Annotated in this window: 17 protein-coding genes; 6 read left to right on the top strand and 11 right to left on the bottom strand. The window is 40.4% G+C overall.

All coding sequences use genetic code 11. The annotated features are described in order from the left end of the window. Window positions 1–70 precede the first annotated feature (70 nt). The gene (locus ACHSBP_RS18255) at window positions 71–610 is read left to right on the top strand and encodes a helix-turn-helix domain-containing protein (protein ID WP_395389999.1); all 540 of its coding nucleotides are present in this window, start codon (window positions 71–73) and stop codon (window positions 608–610) included. Between the two features lie 62 nt (window positions 611–672). Here ACHSBP_RS18255 and cueR read toward each other — a convergent pair whose 3' ends face one another. Both cueR and ACHSBP_RS18245 read right to left on the bottom strand, forming a co-directional pair. Continuing rightward, window positions 673–1,083 carry a Cu(I)-responsive transcriptional regulator gene (cueR, locus tag ACHSBP_RS18250; RefSeq protein WP_395389998.1) on the bottom strand — a complete coding sequence of 137 codons (411 nt, stop codon included), beginning with the start codon at window positions 1,081–1,083 and terminating at the stop codon, window positions 673–675. 5 nt (window positions 1,084–1,088) lie between these two features. Beyond that, window positions 1,089–3,470, bottom strand: a complete 2,382-nt coding sequence (locus tag ACHSBP_RS18245) for a heavy metal translocating P-type ATPase (RefSeq protein WP_395389997.1) — start codon at window positions 3,468–3,470, stop codon at window positions 1,089–1,091. Window positions 3,471–3,545: 75 nt separating this feature from the next. Between ACHSBP_RS18245 and ACHSBP_RS18240 the strand changes: the two genes are divergently transcribed. Next, the gene (locus tag ACHSBP_RS18240; protein ID WP_395389995.1) at window positions 3,546–3,854 is read left to right on the top strand and encodes a heavy-metal-associated domain-containing protein; all 309 of its coding nucleotides are present in this window, start codon (window positions 3,546–3,548) and stop codon (window positions 3,852–3,854) included. A 155-nt stretch (window positions 3,855–4,009) separates the two neighbouring features. Here the strand turns inward: ACHSBP_RS18240 and ACHSBP_RS18235 are convergent, their stop codons facing one another. The 3 genes from ACHSBP_RS18235 to ACHSBP_RS18225 form a co-directional block, all read right to left on the bottom strand. After that, window positions 4,010–6,310, bottom strand: coding sequence for a response regulator (locus tag ACHSBP_RS18235; RefSeq protein ID WP_395389994.1), 2,301 nt, complete (start codon window positions 6,308–6,310; stop codon window positions 4,010–4,012). Then, a complete protein-coding gene (locus ACHSBP_RS18230; protein WP_395389993.1) occupies window positions 6,307–7,320 on the bottom strand; it encodes a cytochrome-c peroxidase in 1,014 nt (337 codons plus the stop codon). Before ACHSBP_RS18230 ends, ACHSBP_RS18235 begins: the two co-directional genes overlap by 4 nt. 316 nt (window positions 7,321–7,636) lie before the next feature. Beyond that, on the bottom strand, window positions 7,637–8,863 hold the full coding sequence (locus ACHSBP_RS18225; RefSeq protein ID WP_395389992.1) for an endonuclease/exonuclease/phosphatase family protein: 1,227 nt from the start codon (window positions 8,861–8,863) through the stop codon (window positions 7,637–7,639). 493 nt (window positions 8,864–9,356) lie between these two features. Here ACHSBP_RS18225 and ACHSBP_RS18220 point away from each other — a divergent pair, with 493 nt between their 5' ends. Together ACHSBP_RS18220 and ACHSBP_RS18215 are read left to right on the top strand one after the other, a co-directional pair. Next, a complete protein-coding gene (locus ACHSBP_RS18220; RefSeq protein WP_395389991.1) occupies window positions 9,357–9,809 on the top strand; it encodes a hypothetical protein in 453 nt (150 codons plus the stop codon). 11 nt (window positions 9,810–9,820) lie between these two features. Then, a complete protein-coding gene (locus ACHSBP_RS18215) occupies window positions 9,821–10,144 on the top strand; it encodes a hypothetical protein (protein ID WP_395389990.1) in 324 nt (107 codons plus the stop codon). A gap of 66 nt (window positions 10,145–10,210) precedes the next feature. Here ACHSBP_RS18215 and ACHSBP_RS18210 read toward each other — a convergent pair whose 3' ends face one another. Further along, entirely contained in the window at window positions 10,211–11,317 is a 1,107-nt protein-coding gene (locus ACHSBP_RS18210; RefSeq protein WP_395389988.1) for an FAD-dependent oxidoreductase, read from the bottom strand. A 101-nt stretch (window positions 11,318–11,418) separates the two neighbouring features. On the opposite strand from ACHSBP_RS18210, the gene ACHSBP_RS18205 reads away from it, so the two are divergent. Beyond that, a complete protein-coding gene (locus ACHSBP_RS18205; protein ID WP_395389987.1) occupies window positions 11,419–12,318 on the top strand; it encodes a LysR family transcriptional regulator in 900 nt (299 codons plus the stop codon). Between the two features lie 242 nt (window positions 12,319–12,560). On the opposite strand, the gene ACHSBP_RS18200 is transcribed toward ACHSBP_RS18205, so the two are convergent. The 5 genes from ACHSBP_RS18200 to ACHSBP_RS18180 form a co-directional block, all read right to left on the bottom strand. Next, on the bottom strand, window positions 12,561–13,025 hold the full coding sequence (locus ACHSBP_RS18200; protein WP_010558467.1) for an Sbal_3080 family lipoprotein: 465 nt from the start codon (window positions 13,023–13,025) through the stop codon (window positions 12,561–12,563). Between the two features lie 402 nt (window positions 13,026–13,427). Continuing rightward, entirely contained in the window at window positions 13,428–14,900 is a 1,473-nt protein-coding gene (locus tag ACHSBP_RS18195; RefSeq protein WP_395389986.1) for a diguanylate cyclase, read from the bottom strand. Between the two features lie 172 nt (window positions 14,901–15,072). Beyond that, window positions 15,073–15,291: a DUF6500 family protein gene (locus ACHSBP_RS18190; RefSeq protein WP_395389983.1), complete on the bottom strand. Its 219-nt coding sequence runs from the start codon at window positions 15,289–15,291 to the stop codon at window positions 15,073–15,075. 62 nt (window positions 15,292–15,353) lie between these two features. Continuing rightward, entirely contained in the window at window positions 15,354–16,334 is a 981-nt protein-coding gene (locus ACHSBP_RS18185) for a nucleotidyltransferase family protein (RefSeq protein WP_395389980.1), read from the bottom strand. Further along, window positions 16,327–16,713 carry a GFA family protein gene (locus ACHSBP_RS18180; protein ID WP_395389978.1) on the bottom strand — a complete coding sequence of 129 codons (387 nt, stop codon included), beginning with the start codon at window positions 16,711–16,713 and terminating at the stop codon, window positions 16,327–16,329. Before ACHSBP_RS18180 ends, ACHSBP_RS18185 begins: the two co-directional genes overlap by 8 nt. 169 nt (window positions 16,714–16,882) lie before the next feature. Between ACHSBP_RS18180 and ACHSBP_RS18175 the strand changes: the two genes are divergently transcribed. Then, entirely contained in the window at window positions 16,883–18,112 is a 1,230-nt protein-coding gene (locus ACHSBP_RS18175; RefSeq protein WP_395389976.1) for an alpha/beta hydrolase-fold protein, read from the top strand. Window positions 18,113–18,180 lie beyond the last annotated feature (68 nt).

The raw sequence follows: 18,180 nt of genomic DNA, 5'->3' as shown, positions 1-18,180 counted from the left end.
TTGTGCGCAATAACGCACAACAAACAAAACAATAACACCGTGCGCTATAACGCACAACCGAGAAGTTACTATGAAAGATGCGATTTTTAGAGCCGAAATTGCCCAACATTTAAAAAGTGAACGTCAAAAGAAAGGATTAAGCTTAGATAAAACCGCTAAGCTAACCGGTGTATCAAAAGCCATGCTGGGCCAAATTGAACGAGAAGAATCTAGCCCAACCATTGCCACGCTATGGAAAATTGCCAGTGGGTTAGAAACGTCATTTTCAGCATTTTTCGCAGATAAACCAGACTTGCGCGAAAGTGAGCGGATATTTCCTGAAGATCCGCGTATGAAAATAAATACCTTATTTCCATTTCAGTCGGATACTGGTTTGGAGGTGTTTGAAATCACCTTATCTGAGCGCCACCAGCAACTATCAAGTGCGCATAGTGTAGGCGTTATTGAGCATATTCACGTGATTGAAGGTGAATTACAGGTGTTTTTTGACCAACAATGGCACCCCTTAAAACAAGGCGACAGCATTCGTTTTTATAGCGATCAACCGCACGGTTATGAAGCACTAAGCGAAACCGCGGTTTTTCACAATATTATTAGTTACCCTAAGTAAACTTAGTGTGTGTATGTCGCTAAACGTCATAAATAAGCACACTTTTAGCGACATTTAACACCTTATTGCTCGCTTGATTGACACAAGCCATCAAGAATTGGGCAATCGGCACTTTCGTCACCACTACAGTTATCTGCAAGTTGTTTTAGGGTTTCTTGCATTTGTTGCAGTTCGTTAATTTTCTGCTCGATATCGTCTAAATGATGCTGTGTTATCGCTTTCACCTCTCGGCTAGTGCGACCCGGGTTTTGCATTAAGTCGAGCAGCGATTGTATTTGCGCAAGCGAAAAACCTAACTTGCGCGCTCGTTTAATTACCGTCAACTGCTGCAATTGCTGTGCGTTATACAAGCGATAACCTGCCTCACTTCGCGTCGTTGAACTTAATAAGCCGCTGGCTTCGTAATAACGGATCATTTTAGCGGTTAGTCCGCTGCGCTTTGCTGCTTCACCTATGGTGATTAAGGTGCTCATTTTATTTATGCCTTTGGTTGCCAACGCTGCAACAGCAGCGCATTACTAATTACCAACAAACTACTGGCCGCCATCGCGCCACCAGCAATAATAGGATTGAGATAACCCAATGCTGCCAATGGAATACCAATCACATTAAAAACAAACGCCCAAAATAAGTTTTGTTTAATTTTGCGATAAGTGAGTTTTGACATGGTTAATGCCGACGCCACTAAGATCGGCTCACCGCGCATTAATGTGATAGCCGAGGCACTGACTGCCACATCGGTGCCTGTCGCCATAGCAATACCAAGATCGGACTGTGCCAGCGCCGGTGCGTCATTAATACCATCACCCACCATAGCAACCGTATAACCCTGCTGCTGTGATTTAGCTATGTACTGGGCTTTATGTTCAGGCAATACCTGCGCTTGATATTCGTCCAACCCTAACCGCTCGGCAATATATTCCGCGCTGGTTTGACTATCGCCAGTTAACATTGCCACTTTAATGCCTTGTTGTTTTAACTGAGTTACCGCGCTGGCCGCATGTACTTTCGGCGCATCGCTAAAATAAAACAGCGCGAGTACTTTTGCTTGTTCGTTCGGCGATTGACTTACCAACCAAGATAACGATGCACCCGGTATTTGAGTCGGTAAATCAGGCAATGAGATTGCAAGCTCTTGCATCCAAAACGTGCTACCAAGGTAAACCGTATTTTGCTGATAACTCGCTTTAACCCCTCGCCCTGCAACAACTTTAAAATCAGATACTGGTAAATAGTCGAGTTGCTGCGCAGCCGCTTTATCAACAATCGCTTTTGCTAACGGGTGTTCGCTATATTGCTGAAGTGATGCGGCTAATTGCAAAGCATCTTGTTGCGTGGCATTAAAAGCATGCATTTCACTTAGTTCTGGTTTACCGACTGTGAGCGTGCCAGTTTTATCAAAAATCACCATATCGATACTGGTTGCTTGTTCCAGCGCCCGGGCATCTTTCACTAAAATGCCAAATCGTGCAGCCGTGCCAGTACCCGCCATAATTGCCGCAGGCGTTGCTAAACCTAAGGCACACGGGCAAGCAATAACCAAAACTGCTACGGCGTTCAAAATACCCGTTGTCCAATCACCTGTGCCGATTCCAAAGGCAAGCAAGGTGATCAGTGCAACCACCAGCACAACAGGCACAAATATCGCACTTACTTTATCAACTAAGGCTTGAACCGGCGCTTTTGCGCCCTGTGCTTGTTCAACTAAACGAATAATTTTGGCCAGTGTTGATTCTGCGCCAACGCTCGTGGCGTTAACTTCCAAAACACCATCTAAATTAACCGAGCCACCGGTTACTTTGTCTGATTCGGTTTTATAAACGGGCACGCTTTCACCGCTGATAAGCGCTTCATCAATTTGTGACTGGCCACTTAGCACCACACCATCTACCGGCACGCGTTCGCCTGGCTTAATTTTAATGCGCTCACCGCTTTTTACATGTGATACAGCGACACTTTGCCAAGTATTGTTACGCCAAACGGTTGCTGTAGTTGGTTTTAGATTTTCTAATGCCTTTAATGCACTGGTTGTACGGCGCTTAGCGCGATGTTCAAGGTACTTACCGAGCAATACTAAACTCAGCACCGCACTGCTGCTTTCAAAATACAAATGGGGCTGACCGTGCTCAGCGCTGAATGTCCACCACAAGTAAAGCGATAATCCATAGGCGGCGCTGGTGCCAATAGCAACAAGCAAGTCCATATTGCCAACACCCGCTTTTAATGCGCCCCATCCTGCACGATAAAAACGGGCACCAAAGTAAAACTGAATAGGCGTTGCTAACGCCCATTGCACCCAAGCGGGTGGCATCCAATGAAAATTAAATAACAAGCCAAACATTGGCAATAGCATGGGTAGCGTTAATGCCATCGAGGCGGCAGGTGCAAACCACTCTCTACGATAAATTGGCAGATTTTCACTGGTATTTTGCTGCTCGTTTGGCGTTACTGACTCTGGCTCAACCAGCGCATAACCAGCTTCACTTATAACATGTGAAAGTTCGTCAAAAGCAGGTTCAGATAATACGGTAAGCGTGAGCTTTTCTGTTGCTAAATTAACATTGGCGTTAATAACTTGCGGTAATGAATATGCAGCCTTTTCAATGCGACCGATACAAGAAGCGCACCCCATACCTGTAACTTGGTAGTGAACTTCACGTGTCTCTACGCCGTAGCCCGCATCTTTTACGGCTTGCACAACGTCAGCTAAATCAGCATCACCTTCAACGTTAACACTTTCGCTTGCTAGGTTAACGCTCACCTTTGTCACTCCGGTTATTTTATTTAGCGCGTTTTCTACGCGACCAACACAGGAAGCGCATGACATACCAGACACACTAAATTGTATGCGTTTATCCATTTTAATCTCCGCTTTGACGTTTTTGTCGAGATATCACTTTAATCCTTACCACGATGGTAAGGTCAAATAGTAATTTTGTTAACCTTAAAAAGTACCAGTGCCATTGTTGACCTTGCCACCAGCGTAACCTTTAAAGTAGTTGGCATGTTAAAAATAAAGGAAACAGCTATGTTGAAAATCACTATTAATGAAATGACCTGTAATCATTGCGCAAACACAATAAAAAGTGCAATTAAAGCGCTGGATAGATGCGCTTTAATCGACATAAATTTGGCTGATAATGAAATTAAAATCGCGAGTATGCGGACAAAACACGATCTAATCACAACAGTGGAAAGAATTGGCTATCGTATAAATAAGGTTAATGGGGAAGTTGTAACCTAAATAACTTGAAATCAAATTAAACAGCTAACGCCAAGCGCTTGGCCGCATAAATTCGAACTTGTTATCTAGCTGACTTATCTTGTTGCTGATGCGCTTACGATAGTACGTATATTTAAATTTAAAACAATTACATATTGTCATCAACAAATAGCATATCATGGCAATTTTGATTCTCGATATTGTTCAATCAATGTGATTTGTGAGCCGATAACCTCTTGCATCTGTTCTTTTACATACGGCTTAGATAAGTGCGCATTCATGCCGATAGCTAAATACTTTTCAACTTCAGCCTCCGTTACATTTGCAGTAAGCGCTATAATTGGTAGGGCTTCCTTACTGTAAGAGTTACGTAAAATTTTAGTTGCCTCGATGCCATCCAAAATAGGCATTTGAATATCCATTAATATGATATCAAAAGAATTATTACTAATAATATCAATCGCCTGCTGACCGTTTTCAGCAATCTCAAAATAATAACCAAACCCTTTTAGAATTGTACTCGCAATCGTTTGATTAATTTTATTATCTTCAACTAATAGCACTCGAATATTTGAATTATTTCTGCAAGGTAATTTAGCTTTATTATCGACCTCGGATTGTAATTTAGTTGATATTAACTTGTACAAACGACGACGCGTAATCGGTTTTGCAATGAAATCTAAATCTAGTGGTACATCGTGTAGTTGCTTTTGTAAAAAGACAGTGTCAAACGCACTGAAAACAATAATTTTTGAAGGACAAGCTTCAAGTTTACTTAAGTAGTTAAGCAGCGGTATGCAGGTTTCTTTGCCCAACTGATAGTCTACCATAGCGAATTCAAAGGCTTGCTCGTTAACAATCGTCATAGCTTCAGTAAGCGAAGTAACAACTGTTACGTGTAGATTCCAGCTTGCAAGCATATCCTTGATAATTGAACCAGTCGTTTCATTGTCTTCAACACATAGCACCCGCTGTCCACCAAAATCTGAAGAGGGCTTTTCTACTTCATCGGCAGATTGAATTATTAGCGGTAGCTCAACCGAAAACGTACTGCCCTTGGAGATTCGACTTTCTACACTGATTGTGCCTCCCATCAATTCAACTAAGAGTTTACTAATTGATAGTCCAAGTCCTGTACCGCCGTATTTTCGTGTTGTTGAAGTGTCGGCTTGAGAAAATCGCTGAAACAAACGTGACATTTGTTCCTCAGATAAGCCAATGCCTGTATCGATAACCTGATAGCAAAACCATGTTTTGTCCCCCTTTTGTTGATGGCGTACCCGCAAAATAACATGGCCTTGCTCTGTGAACTTTAAAGCATTTGATAACAGGTTAATTAACACCTGACTTATGCGCACGGGGTCTCCTTTTAAGTTGGCGGGAAGTGATGGCGAAATATCAAATATAAGCTCAACTTGTTTTTTACTGTCGCCCTGACTCAACAAAGCATCAATATTGGCAATTAAACTGTCATGGCAAAAGCTAACTTGCTCTATCGTAAGTTTACCTGACTCTATTTTTGAAAAGTCCAAAATGTCATTAATGATTGTAAGCAGTGACTGAGCCGAAAAATGAAGTTTCTCAAGGTAGTCTTTTTGTGTATGTGTTAAGTTCGTTGCTAAACAGAGCTCTGTTAAACCAATAATGCCAGTCATCGGCGTTCGGATCTCATGTGACATATTTGCCAAAAACTGTGCTTTTACATTAGCCGCATGTTGATGCTTTTCAGACTCAATAATGATTTGTTTTTTTTGTCTTACTAAAACGATAATTAGTAAACCGATTAACGCTGCAAATGCGCTAAAAGAGAAATACAAAAATTGTAATTCACTAAGATTCAATAAGCTTGTTTGCTCTCTGAAGCTGCTAGATAGTTTTTCATTAATTTTTAAATCAGTAACATTACGTTTTAATTGAGTCGCTTTTACAACGTTATCCACTATAAAGCTTAAGTGCTGCTCCACTAAGTACCAATCAGATGAAGACTCTGCCAACTGATTAATTTTATTTTTCAAGTCAGATAGTTGCGACAAAACCTGCGGGTTACTTTCAACAAGAAAATTTAAAAACGTTTTCGTGAGTTTTAGTTGTATCTCTGTTGCTTGTCCATTCCCAATAAAGTTACTACGAACAATCGTTCGCTTTGATGTTTTTAACATACTAACAAGCTGCACATACTGACTACTTTGGACTAAATATTCTTGCAATTCTTGCTTTATAGACACATTGCTTTGAATTAACGCCATTAGCATTTCAACTTTTTGCTGCAACTGAGCATATTTATCGTAATGTAAGGTCGAGGTTAAATTAGTTGCAACAACTTCATTTTGGTACTGTGGCACGTATGTCTCTAACGACTGCAACACCTCTACTTCATGCACTAACTCTTTAGAAACAAAAGATTGATTAACCGCTAATAAACTAAAAAACAAACACGTAAATAAAGCGATAGATTCAGGAACAAAACTCGATTTCATAGTGTGCTTTCCGTTGCCAATTGACCACTAAAACTTTCCAGTAACGCCTTAATATCTTCTATATCTTGTTGTGATATTTTTCGGCCTAGTTGAGTTTCAGCCATAATTGAAATTGCCTCTTCAATTGTCTCTACTGAGCCATCATGAAAATACGGAGCAGTGTGCATTACATTGCGCAAACTAGGCACTTTAAAAACATGTTTATCTGCCTCATTATGCGTAACTAAGTATCGACCGAAATCCAGTGACAAATTTTTGGGCATATGTTTAATACGACCCAGTTTTTGAAATACATTTCCACCAATGTTTTTCCCCTGATGACAAGTTATGCACCCAAAATCAACAAATTTAGAAAGTCCTCTTACTTGTTGAGTGCTGAGCGCAGACTGATCTCCAAGAAGGTAGCGATCGATCGGACTATTTGGCGTGACCAAGCTTTTTTCATATAGAACGATGGCCTTTTTAACATGCTCAGGTGTGATTGCAGTGATCGCTAACTCTTCAAACGCATACTGAAACATTTCATCGCGAGATAGTTTTTCAATGATGTCAGCCCAGTTTGTGCCCATTTCAACCGGATTATGAATTGGCCCATCAATTTGTTCTTCAAGAGTAATTGAGCGGCCATCCCAAAACTGACGGAAATTAAAAGCCGAATTTAGAACTGTTGGGGAGTTTCGTATGCCAACTTTGCTCCCAACACCTGAAGAAACAGAGAAACCATCGTCTCCACCATAGTCAACCATATGACAAGATGCACAAGAGACAGTATTGTCTTTCGACAATAAAGGACTATGAAATAACGCTTTACCTAAACTAACCCAACGTTTATCGATGTATTTTATCGAAGGGATCGGTTGCAATGGGTGGTTAACACTATATGTTTCATAAACCACCTCATCTTCTTGTGTAGTAGCCGTTTTAGCTCGACTCTTATAAAAATAAAAGCCTGCTGTAGTCAACGCTACGCATAAAACCCCAGTGATAATTTTGGTGTAGTAGTAGCTCACCGTTCCCTATCCTCCTGATAGTTAGCATCATAAGTATAGACAACATTTAATAACGGTAAGTAAAACACAAACTTGTGACTGAAATATTTTAATTAAGCCCCGCTCAAATTGAGTCATTTGAGTGTTTCTTTTCACTTCAAGGAAATTGCTAAATAAACCTCCTTATTAGGATTTGTTGAAATTTAAAACGCAATTTTTGTTTTTTGAGCTTTTTGGTGGCGTGACCGAAAAATCACCGAATAATCGATATCGCCCACCCGCTCACCTTTGCACCAAAGCTAGTATGGAAACCAACACATAAGGGAGTAAGTTCTGGCTAATTCTTACAGCCAGGCAAATCCCTTATTTTAACATCAACCCAAACTAAACGATGATCTGACGAGGCACTTCTATTGGCAACTAAATGTGCACCTTGTTTACCTTTAGCGGGCCAAAACACGGCGCTGTTTAACACCTTTAAATTTGCTGACGGCAACACATAGTCGGCACGCATTCCCCACCCTGCGGTATGTGTTGCAGCATGTGTGTTTTCAGGTTTATTTTGCAAACCACCTTCAGATTTTGGCGCGTTATAGTGATTAACTCGCGGATGAGACAATAATTGATTAATCGCATTTGGGTGCGCATCACCATCCACTGCGCTGGCGTTTAAATCGCCTAAAATCACAAATGACTCTGGACTAACGCCGCCATGGCGACCGTTATCATCATAAATATAGTGATTGCTTGATGGGCTAATGTAATCTCGCCAAAAGCGGATTTCATCGTGATTGCGTTTTCCATTACGGTCTTCTTCGCCGTCAAATACCGGTGGTGTTGGGTGGCTTGCCAGCACATGAATCGTGTTATCACAAACATTTACCGGCACATCCCAATGAGACTTAGACGACAAACGCATTATCGCGCGCTCGTCGCTTGAGTACCATTGGCTGCCATTTGGGTTAACTGGCATCAAGTTATTCGGCATATCTTGCCAAAGAAAATGCTGAAAAGTGCGGACTTGCTCTGAAACGATGGGGTATTTCGACAACAGCACCATGCCATACTGCCCAGCGTAACGGCCAAAACCAAAATGAGTAAGCTTAACAGCATCACCTTTTAATTCGGTTTTTACCCCTGTATTTACGGGAGCAAGATACACATATGGGTAAGTAATTGGCGCTAACCCATTTTGCGATACTTCAAGGTATGCCGTCTTAAATAAATCGATGCCTTTTTCCCGCTTTGCAATGTAATCAAACTCGTTAAGTAAAATAATATCTGGGCGAGTGCGTTGAATAATTTCAGCAATATTATTAATTTGCTGTACGTCACCACTTGCTAATGCTTGCGTAAGCGCATTTGCATTTAGGGTTGATTTTGTATCTGATTGCTCGCTTGATTGGTAATTCGTGGCTTCCATACTGACATTAAATGTTGCAATGCGAAGCAGTTTGTTCTTGTTGGTATTTTTAACATCTTGCTGCGGTGTTGGCACAGTATTGCAGCCCAACAGCATACCTAACACAGCAGCGTAACTAATGGCACGTAAATTAATATTCATACACTTTAACAATGGCTTAATTTTGGCTTGGAAAATAGCTTAGTTCCTAGTTAAGCGCAAACAAAGACGCTCAGCCACCAATAAACACCTCATCCGTTAAAACAAACTTAAATTAAGCCTTGCGTAACTTTCTGTTACATCTATAAAAATATAACAATGGCAATAAGTTATACAATTTGATGCTAGAGCGTGTTGACCTTTACTGTCTATTTATGCAGCAGTTTGTTTGGCATGTAGACAAGACAGAGCGATTGTGGTGTAGTTATTCTACATAAATGAGTGGGAATACAGTATAAATGCCAAACAAGCGCTGCCTGTAGGGTTCAACCCAAACCATTGTGCTCTTTGTTGTCGCTTTTTGACTTAGCCCACTAGGCCTACAAAGCGACGCCGCGATCAAAACGGTTTGGATTTGAACAGAATTTAGACCATAAAAGTCAACACGCTCTAATAATAAAAATAAGCTTTGCACAAATAAATTGTCACTCTACATATGAAAAAATTAATCCTCTGTTTATCCCTTGTTTTACCCAATATTGCGATGAGTTGCCCTACGTTGACCGGAACATGGACATCATCCAGCGAAAAGTTCGAATCATTCAATAAAAAGTGGGCCAATGTTAACGGTAATGCGTGGGCTTTTATGACCCAAACTCAAGGTAAAGAAGTCATAACATTCAATAACAAACAGGAAATGCGCATCAATACCCCTGACATTGAGATCACAATGGGCGAAAAAACCATGACGATGCCAGCGAAAGAAGAACGCATAAACTACTCAATTTTAGGATGTACCGATAGCAGCATTGTTTTACAGTTTGAGCGATACGGTAAAACACAGATATCACAGCTCCATTTCGAAAACGAAACCACTTACTGGGAATATATGGGAAACTCACAAAATGATGGCAATAGCCACATACGCGAGTATTACACTAAACGTTAACGTTGCAACCCATGAAAAAAATCGCCACTTACACCGACACACAAAGAAAAGAAGTGCTTTACTTTGCAATTAACCAAAGCAATGTGGCAAAACCTTTTGTGCTTGGCGGCTATACTAACGATCCCAACTTGCCTCCGATTGCACAAACCGGAGGCGCCAGGTCATTTGGTTTAAGTGAGTTAGATAGTGCTATTGGCCCTGGAGGACTAAGCTGGCGCGATTTTTTAAGCAAAATAGGATGCAGTTGGGGCATACCTATTATTGAAAAAGCGAAACAGGAACAAAGCACACACTATGCTTTGGAAACCTTTATTAAACAAGCTTTAATACCTTAATATCTTTATTAATACGCTACAAAGTATACCTAAACACTTTAAAACCTTACTTTTTAAAAACCTCAATCAAAGCCCTTGCATCCAAAATTGACTTAACTGCGTAGCTGAAATATTTGAGGGTGATTGCGGCTCTGTCTGCTCAACAAATATTTTTTGAGCGACTTGCCGACCAACGGTTTGAGCAGCTGTAGTTTTAGTGAACCTTTGTTGATAAAAGCGTGTAAGGGCATCATTCAACTCAACTTCTGGGTGCAAAAGTTGAATAAGATGCCATGCATCTTCTAGCGCCTGACATGCGCCTTGCCCTGAAGTGGGTAGAGGTGCATGAGCGGCATCGCCTATAATCACAACGTTATCACGATGCCAATATGGTAATGGCTCAAGATCATGAACAAAAATACGGTTTAACGTTGCTTTATCAGTTGCGTTTAGCACACTTCGAACCAGCTTTGGCCAGTTTTTAAAACGGGCATTAACCTCTTTTTGCCAATCTGCCAAAGTCCGCTCTCTAGCTATTTCTGTATTCCACGCCGCAGCCCAATAACACCAACCTTGTTTAACGGGCACAATGCCGAATCGCTCTGCGTTATCACGAAAATCACAAATAGTATTAGATACAGAATCTTTGCTTAGCTTGCTAACACCAATAATATTAATAAAACCATGGTAACTAGGCGTTACAGTTTTTGGGTATAAAAACTGGCGCACCGCTGAGCTCATACGTCCATCAGCACCTACTACCAAATCAAATTTTTGTTTAAGGTTAACAATATCTTGCGCTTTAATGGAACAACTCAAGCGAATAGTACCGCCTAAATCAGTAAATGCTTTTACCAAAATCTTCATAAGATCGCGGCGTAATATGGTTACACTTGGAAAGCCACACAACAGGTTCACTTCTTCAATATCAAATTCACCTTGTTGTACACCATAATGATTAAAATGCCGCATATAAGCGGGTTTTCCCCCTGCATGCGTTACTTCACTTTCTAGTCCTAGCTGCTGCAATACAAACATGGCATTTGGCCACAGGGTTACCCCCGCACCAATTGAGCACACTGAACTAGCGCGCTCGTATACTGTGACCTTGTAACCTCGTTTTGTGGCAAGTATCGCCAGTGCCAATCCCGCCACGCCTGCACCAACAATCGCAATTCGATTAATGTTATTCATTTTTCAATCTCTATAGTTAAATCGGAAACGATAATTACAAAATCAATAAATAGGATAAACATGCTAATATTGATTTGTTAATCCCATTATTTGAGTTAATAGTGATAGAAAAAATAGAGCTGCAATGGTTACTTAGCTTTCAGGCTGTTTATGAACAACTCAGTTTTAAGTTAGCGGCAGAACAACTAGAAATACCGACCTCGAATGTCAGTCGGCATGTCGCGTTATTGGAGCAAAACCTCGGGCTACGATTGCTGGAGCGCACAACGCGAAAAATGATTTCAACTGCCGCTGGAAAACAGCTTTATCAGTCAATTACACCGCTTACCTGTGCGATAAATGATGCGTTGGAAGAAGTGTCTCAATTTGGCGATTCATTATCTGGGCACCTAAAGGTCGTGATGCCAGATCTTCCCTTTCTAGCTGAGATTATTGCGGATTTCTGTTTCGAGCATGCACAAATTAATCTCAGCTGCGATACCCATTTAAACCCGCAAGAAGGCTTGTTAGATGGTTACGATTTGGTGTTGCGCTTTGGTCGTGGCGCATTAGAGGATTCCGGCTGGGTAGCTAAAGAAATTATTCGCTGGTCTAGCTGTGTGGTGGCGTCTCCCCGTTTGCTTGAGCATACCGCATTACCAAAGTCATTAAGCGATATGAACAAAGTGCCGTGCATTACGTCGCTATCCGTACTGCAAGGCATGCCTTGGCGATTTAAAGGCGAGCAAACCATTCAGGTGCAATCAGATTACAAGGTCAATAGTGGCCATATGGCAAAAGCGGCTGCATTAAAAGGACTTGGCTTTGCGATATTGCCGATGCATGCGTGCCAAACAGAAATTGATAACGGTAGTCTTATCAAAATAGCGCTAAACTGCGAGCCTGAAGATCTTGTTTTATATGCATTATACTCGGGAAGAAAGTACCCACTTGCAAAAGTAAAAGCATTTTTGGATCACCTAATCTCAGGGCTAAAAAAGCTCAATATAACCACGATCTAGTAGTCATAAACAGTGTATTGGTTTAGATAAAATATCAAATGCAATAAAGACTAGCGAAAATAAAAAAGCGCTGAATTATCAGCGCTTTTTAAGAGCTTCTTGTTAAACATTACCCACTTTAACTACAGGAAGCGTACATTTATTTAAGCTAAAGCTGTTATATAACTAGCGCAATAAACAACAGCTATAGCCTAGTTTTTATTTACAACACAGACGATGCGTTATTGTATTTGTTTTTATAATTACGCTTTACAAATTAGCTTTTCAGCTTGCTTTGTATCGATTTTCTTAAACAGTAAATCCATTGATAGCGAAATACGTTCAGCAGCGTTACCGAACTTACCAAAACCACCACAACCAACAGTATCTACTCTTACGTTACCGATACGATTGTTTTTGTTGTATAAACTAATATCTGCATAACGCATGTAAGTTGTAATATCCCACGCCCAATTTGCTTGATATACAATTGCTTGGTCATACTCAAGTACATAATTTGGCGTTTCTACAACTTCAAATTGGTAACCTTGTTTTGTTAACCAACCAGTAATTGAGTCACGCACGCCATCACGTGTGCGTGTGTCGTCAATTACAGTAACGGTTTTATTGGTTTCAAGTGAAGCTTGCTGTGAGTTTTGAACTACTGTCATACAACCAGAAAGTAGTAACGTAGAAGTAATAGCGACTGCTGATGCTAACTTTTTCATGAATTCAAAATCCTTTGAAATATTGAGGGGGTGTTTATGCGCTTTTGAATTTTTGCGGGATTAAGTGAGTATTTACTACAAAGCGATGCTAAGTCAGTTTTGTATAAACCTCAGTTTAACCACTACAAAAACTACCAAGAAAGCCGTAAAGACCCTAAAGATTGTTTTTAAAAACACTTTATCAAGATAAAGTAACAGCATGATTTATATCATATTTAACACTACTAATCCCAATAAATTATTAGCTTTATCTCAACAAACGTTAAACAAACTAAAATATCAAAGAGGCGAGAAAACTAAATTGCTAGATAGGCTCTAACCAAATTGATACTAAAATCCTGAAATATCTGCCACATCACATAGTAATGTCTTACCAAATGAGGTTTTCAGTAGGCGCAATTATCAGCAATATTGTACTTGATTACGACCTTGCTTTTTTGCGATATAAAGCGCTTTATCTGCACGTTTAAGCATGGTTTCTAGCGTTTTATCATTTTGATCAAACGTACTCACGCCAATACTTAGAGTGTATTGCACGGTTACATTATCCAATGTTACTTGCTGCTCTGACACGGCTTGGCGTATACGCTCTGCGAGCGAAATTGCATCATCTTGCGTTGACATAGGCAAAAACACAACTAGTTCTTCGCCGCCAATTCGCCCAGTAATATCAGATTCACGGGTAAATTGCCGCAGTACATCTGCCGTGTTTTTTATCACTTCATCGCCCATCGCATGGCCGTAGTTGTCATTGATTAGTTTAAATTTATCTAAATCTAATAACAGCAGCGCACATGATCCCGGATGACGCAAATATTGGCTAAATAAGTGATGGGCAGTTTTAAAAAAGCCTCTGCGATTGTATAGTTCAGTAAGTGGATCGGTCACCGCCAGCTTAAGCGCCTTTTGTTTTTGATATTCTAATTGGCATGTGCGCTCTTCAACCCGTTGTTCTAATAATCGGGTTAATTCTTCTTGCTCATCTTGCCTTTGATTAAACACAGCTTGCACCAAAAGCACCACCGCAAAAATAAACAAAAAGAAAAACTGTAAAGTGATTTCCGCATCGCCAGCATGATGTTGATAAAAATAACCCCAACCTTGGTTACTACCAATCCAAGCAAGACAAAACACCAACATATTCATGCAGCTAGTTAAGGTAGATGACAATCGCATGGCACAGTATAAAAGCGGGAATAGTATTAGAGACGGCTGTAAAATAGGTAAATCGAAATGAGTATAACTAGGGCCAAAAATTAAATAACAGCATAACACTGTAATGGCGGTTATTAGCAAAGACTGCATAACATTTTGGGTCGTCATTTTATGCGGCCAGCGTCGCCATAAAAAATAAAGTGCAGGGCTTATCGCAATAGCAGCAAGCGCGTTACTAATGCTCCAATTCAAAATGCCAAAAAATAAACCATCAAACCACTCAAGCCCAAGCACATAATAAATGCCTACACCAAAAATAGCCGAAACCATGCCCATTGCCACGCAGGCAAAAATAAACGTGCCAGCGACATTTTCGACTCTTTTTAATGGATTATGTAACACAATTTGCTTGTACATAATATTAAATGCACACAGTGCCGCTAGCGTATTTCCGGTTGATGTAGCTAGGTTTATAACAAGATGATTAAACGAGAATGGATCTAAATTATTGAGATAAAAATGATAAAACACCGCCAGCATAGACCCCGCAGCAACACCTAGCCATGCTTTACGCCCAAATAAAGTGACCGCAGCAAGCGCGACTCCCGCAGGCGGCCACGTAGAGAGAGTATGCAGTGCTTGCATCGTAAAAATAGCAAACAGCAAGTATATGCAGCAGGTAATTAGATTAAATTGCCAAGGCTTTAATACTGTTTTCATATTCTTGTTATTTAGCTCAAGTGGGCTGAACTAAATGCATCTCCCCTTGGACAACATAGAGCGTGTTGACCTTTACGATCTAAGTTCTGTTCAAATGTTTAAAATCCATAATGAGTATTACGCTTGCGGGTTTCCAAAATACGTGTGTTAGCCTTACAGAAAAGTTTTGTGCTTATTGCTCAGCTAATACCATATTCTTAATTTTTGTCGCTTTTTCAAAATGATCAAGTTTATGTGTTTCAATCCACCACGTAGCGGCTTCCATTAAACGTTCAGGGTCGTCGTTTTTATTGGCAAAAAACGCGTAAAATGACACGCCTACGTTGTCGCCTTTCGCTACAATTTTTTTATCACATACTGAAATTATTTTTTGCCTAAGTTCCGCTCTCATTAATACATCTTCCTATTTATAATTTAAAAACCAAGTTAAGCTGCACAAGCTGTAAACCCCGTTTACAGCTCTAATGTTAATTTTGGCCATTTTTCTAGCCACTTTTTGTTATTAAGCCGTGATAAAAAAATAGCTTTTTCACGTTTAGGGTTATACCGCAGAGTTAAATTAAATAACGACTCAAAGCCAAACCCCGAGATAAAGGTAAGCTGATTTACATGGTTTAATTTTACCGCAACGGCAGTTTCTTTCTCAGGCCAGTAACGCATTGCATCTACCAAACAACAATAAGGGTTATCGTGATTTTTTATGTGCATTAACGCCTGATTTTTTACTTGCCAATTTACGTTTGGCATTAACTTAACTAAGCTTGCTTGATAATGTTTTGCAATATTGTGCTCTGTCTCGTTTTGATCAAAGTAAATAACATCAACGTCATTTAAACCGCTTAATTTAGATTTCCCATGAAGTTTGTCCCACACCAAGTTACGTAAAAAACCAGCCGCAATATACGCACTCGGTATATTAAGTTGGCGTACTGCTTTAAGTGCTGACATCCGAAGTGGGTCGTTTAACACATCGCGTTCAAGCACGTGCTGATAACTATGATCACGAGGCCTTCGCATCAAATACTCAGCACAGTCTTCACCTACAACTTGAAAACCCAACTTCAAATACAACCCATATGCCGGGTTTTGTTTGATTACACTCAGCGCTACATCGAGCTGCTGCACTTTGGCGTTTTCAATCATTAACGCTATAACTTGGCTACCAAGTTGCTTATTTTGAAAATCAGGGTGGATTTGTAATTGATAAATGTAACAACACCCAGTTTCAAGCTGATTAGCAAATTTGACCATACCAACAATGTTGCCATCGAAAACAATTAAGTGCGTTGCAGCAAATTGATAATTAACACGCGCTAAATGATCTTGCTCCGAACGCGGCATACCCGCCTCAAGCAAATAGTTGTGCATGGTTAATTTTCGCAGCGATACTAAATAGTCAACATCGCTCTGTGTTGCTTTTTGTAGGCTAATCATTTGAATTTGCTGTGCCGTAGGCGTTTGGATGCTGCAACCCATCATCGCCAATCTCATCCCACGACGCTTTTGAATCAACCCAAATATGATGGCGTACTTTAAGCTGCTCAGAACCATGAGTGATTAGCCCTACCGGAATAAACTTTCGTTCACTGTCGTTATCGCCCGGTAATTTAGAGCCACACACAGCGCAAAACCACGTTTGCCAGTCGCTGTTTGGTTTTTTCCACGTTGCGATATGTTCTGCTCCGCTTTGCCATTTAAAATCGGCATTTGCAACCACCAGCACACCAATACCATTAATGCCTGTCGCCTTGCGACAAATCGAACAGTGACACATGTAAATGTCTTTTACATCACGGGTTATTTCAAACTGCACCGAATTGCAATTACACGCCCCTTTAATCATCGCAACGACCTCAATCTGTGTTTTATCTTAATTATTTTCACTTTAAAGTAATTTAGGTAATGATCCTAGGGTCTGTTAATTTTTCAAATTAAGCAGGCCCAAAGCATACGGATAGAAACAACATAAAACAGGAACCCAGATGAAGCGCTTTTTTCAGCTATTTTTTATATGTGTCGTATTTTTCGCGGCGACCATTGAGGCACAAGCTCAACGTATCACTACCGCGTCTAGCACGCTAAATGAAGACAGAACAATTCAAGTATTACTGCCTGAAAGCTACGCGGCAAACCCCAATGCTACTTACCCCGTAATTTACTTGCTTGATGGCGACTACAATTTTAACGCGGTATCTGGCATGTTAGATATGCTCGCCAATAAAGGCGAACTGATTCCAAATGTGATTTTGGTGGCAATTGCTGATAAAGGCACTCAGTCATACCGTAGCTATATGACACCTAGCTTTAACGAGCAAAAAACGCCCGACAATGCGACAAAATTTGCCACCTATTTAGCCGAAGAAGTAAAACCTTATATTAGTAAACACTACCGCACTGCAAATAATCATATTTTGGTGGGTCAGTCGATTGGCGGGCTGTTTGTGCTCAATACGTTAATTGAAAAGCACAATAGTTTTAATCATTATATTGCGATTAGCCCGTCTGTTTGGGTTGGCGATAACGCCATCGTTAAAAAAGCCAACGACCAATTAAAGCAACAAATCGATACGCCGATTTCGCTTCATTTAGCCCTTGGCGATGAAACCCGCATGGGGCAATATGATTTTATTAATTATTTGGACTTAAACCCTAGCGCTAATCTAACGTGGCAATTTACCCATTACCCAGATGAAAACCATAACTCAGTCGGTTTAATTGCGTTACGAAATAGTTTAAAAACGATTTTCAAAGGTTGGCACATCAATGAGCGTGAACTTGCAACAAAAGCGCCGCAGTCAATCATCGAGCATTATGCTGCTTTACAAGACTCGTGGCAGCTAAAACAAGCAATGCCCAATAGTGTCGCGCAAAGTTTAATACGCTATCACTACCGCAATCAATTAGTTGATAAGGTGCCCGAGTTTATCGCATCAGCAATTAATATTTTGCCACAATCAAGCCAAGTTTTAGTGGCGAAGCAAGCAAGTTACGCCGGTCATTTTGATTCGCCAAAGGCAGCGTTAACTATTCTAAAAGAAAGTGAAAGTCAGCATGGTGAATCGATTAACCATTTAAAAGCAATTGCTGGCGTTTACGAACAACTCGGCGATAGTAAAAATGCGCAGCAATATTACAAAAAGGCCCTCTCGGTTGCGAAAAATCAAAACGCACAGCAATGGCAACTTAATATTTTGGCTGCAAAAATTAACTAGCCAGGCCTTTTGCTTAAAGGTTCGTTAACGATTTAAACTTGATAGATAAAATAGCCTCGTCACATTTC

This window comes from Pseudoalteromonas sp. XMcav1-K (assembly GCF_044005875.1).
GTDB classification, from domain to species: domain Bacteria; phylum Pseudomonadota; class Gammaproteobacteria; order Enterobacterales; family Alteromonadaceae; genus Pseudoalteromonas; species Pseudoalteromonas spongiae.
This window is presented reverse-complemented; position numbering and strand designations above follow the sequence as displayed.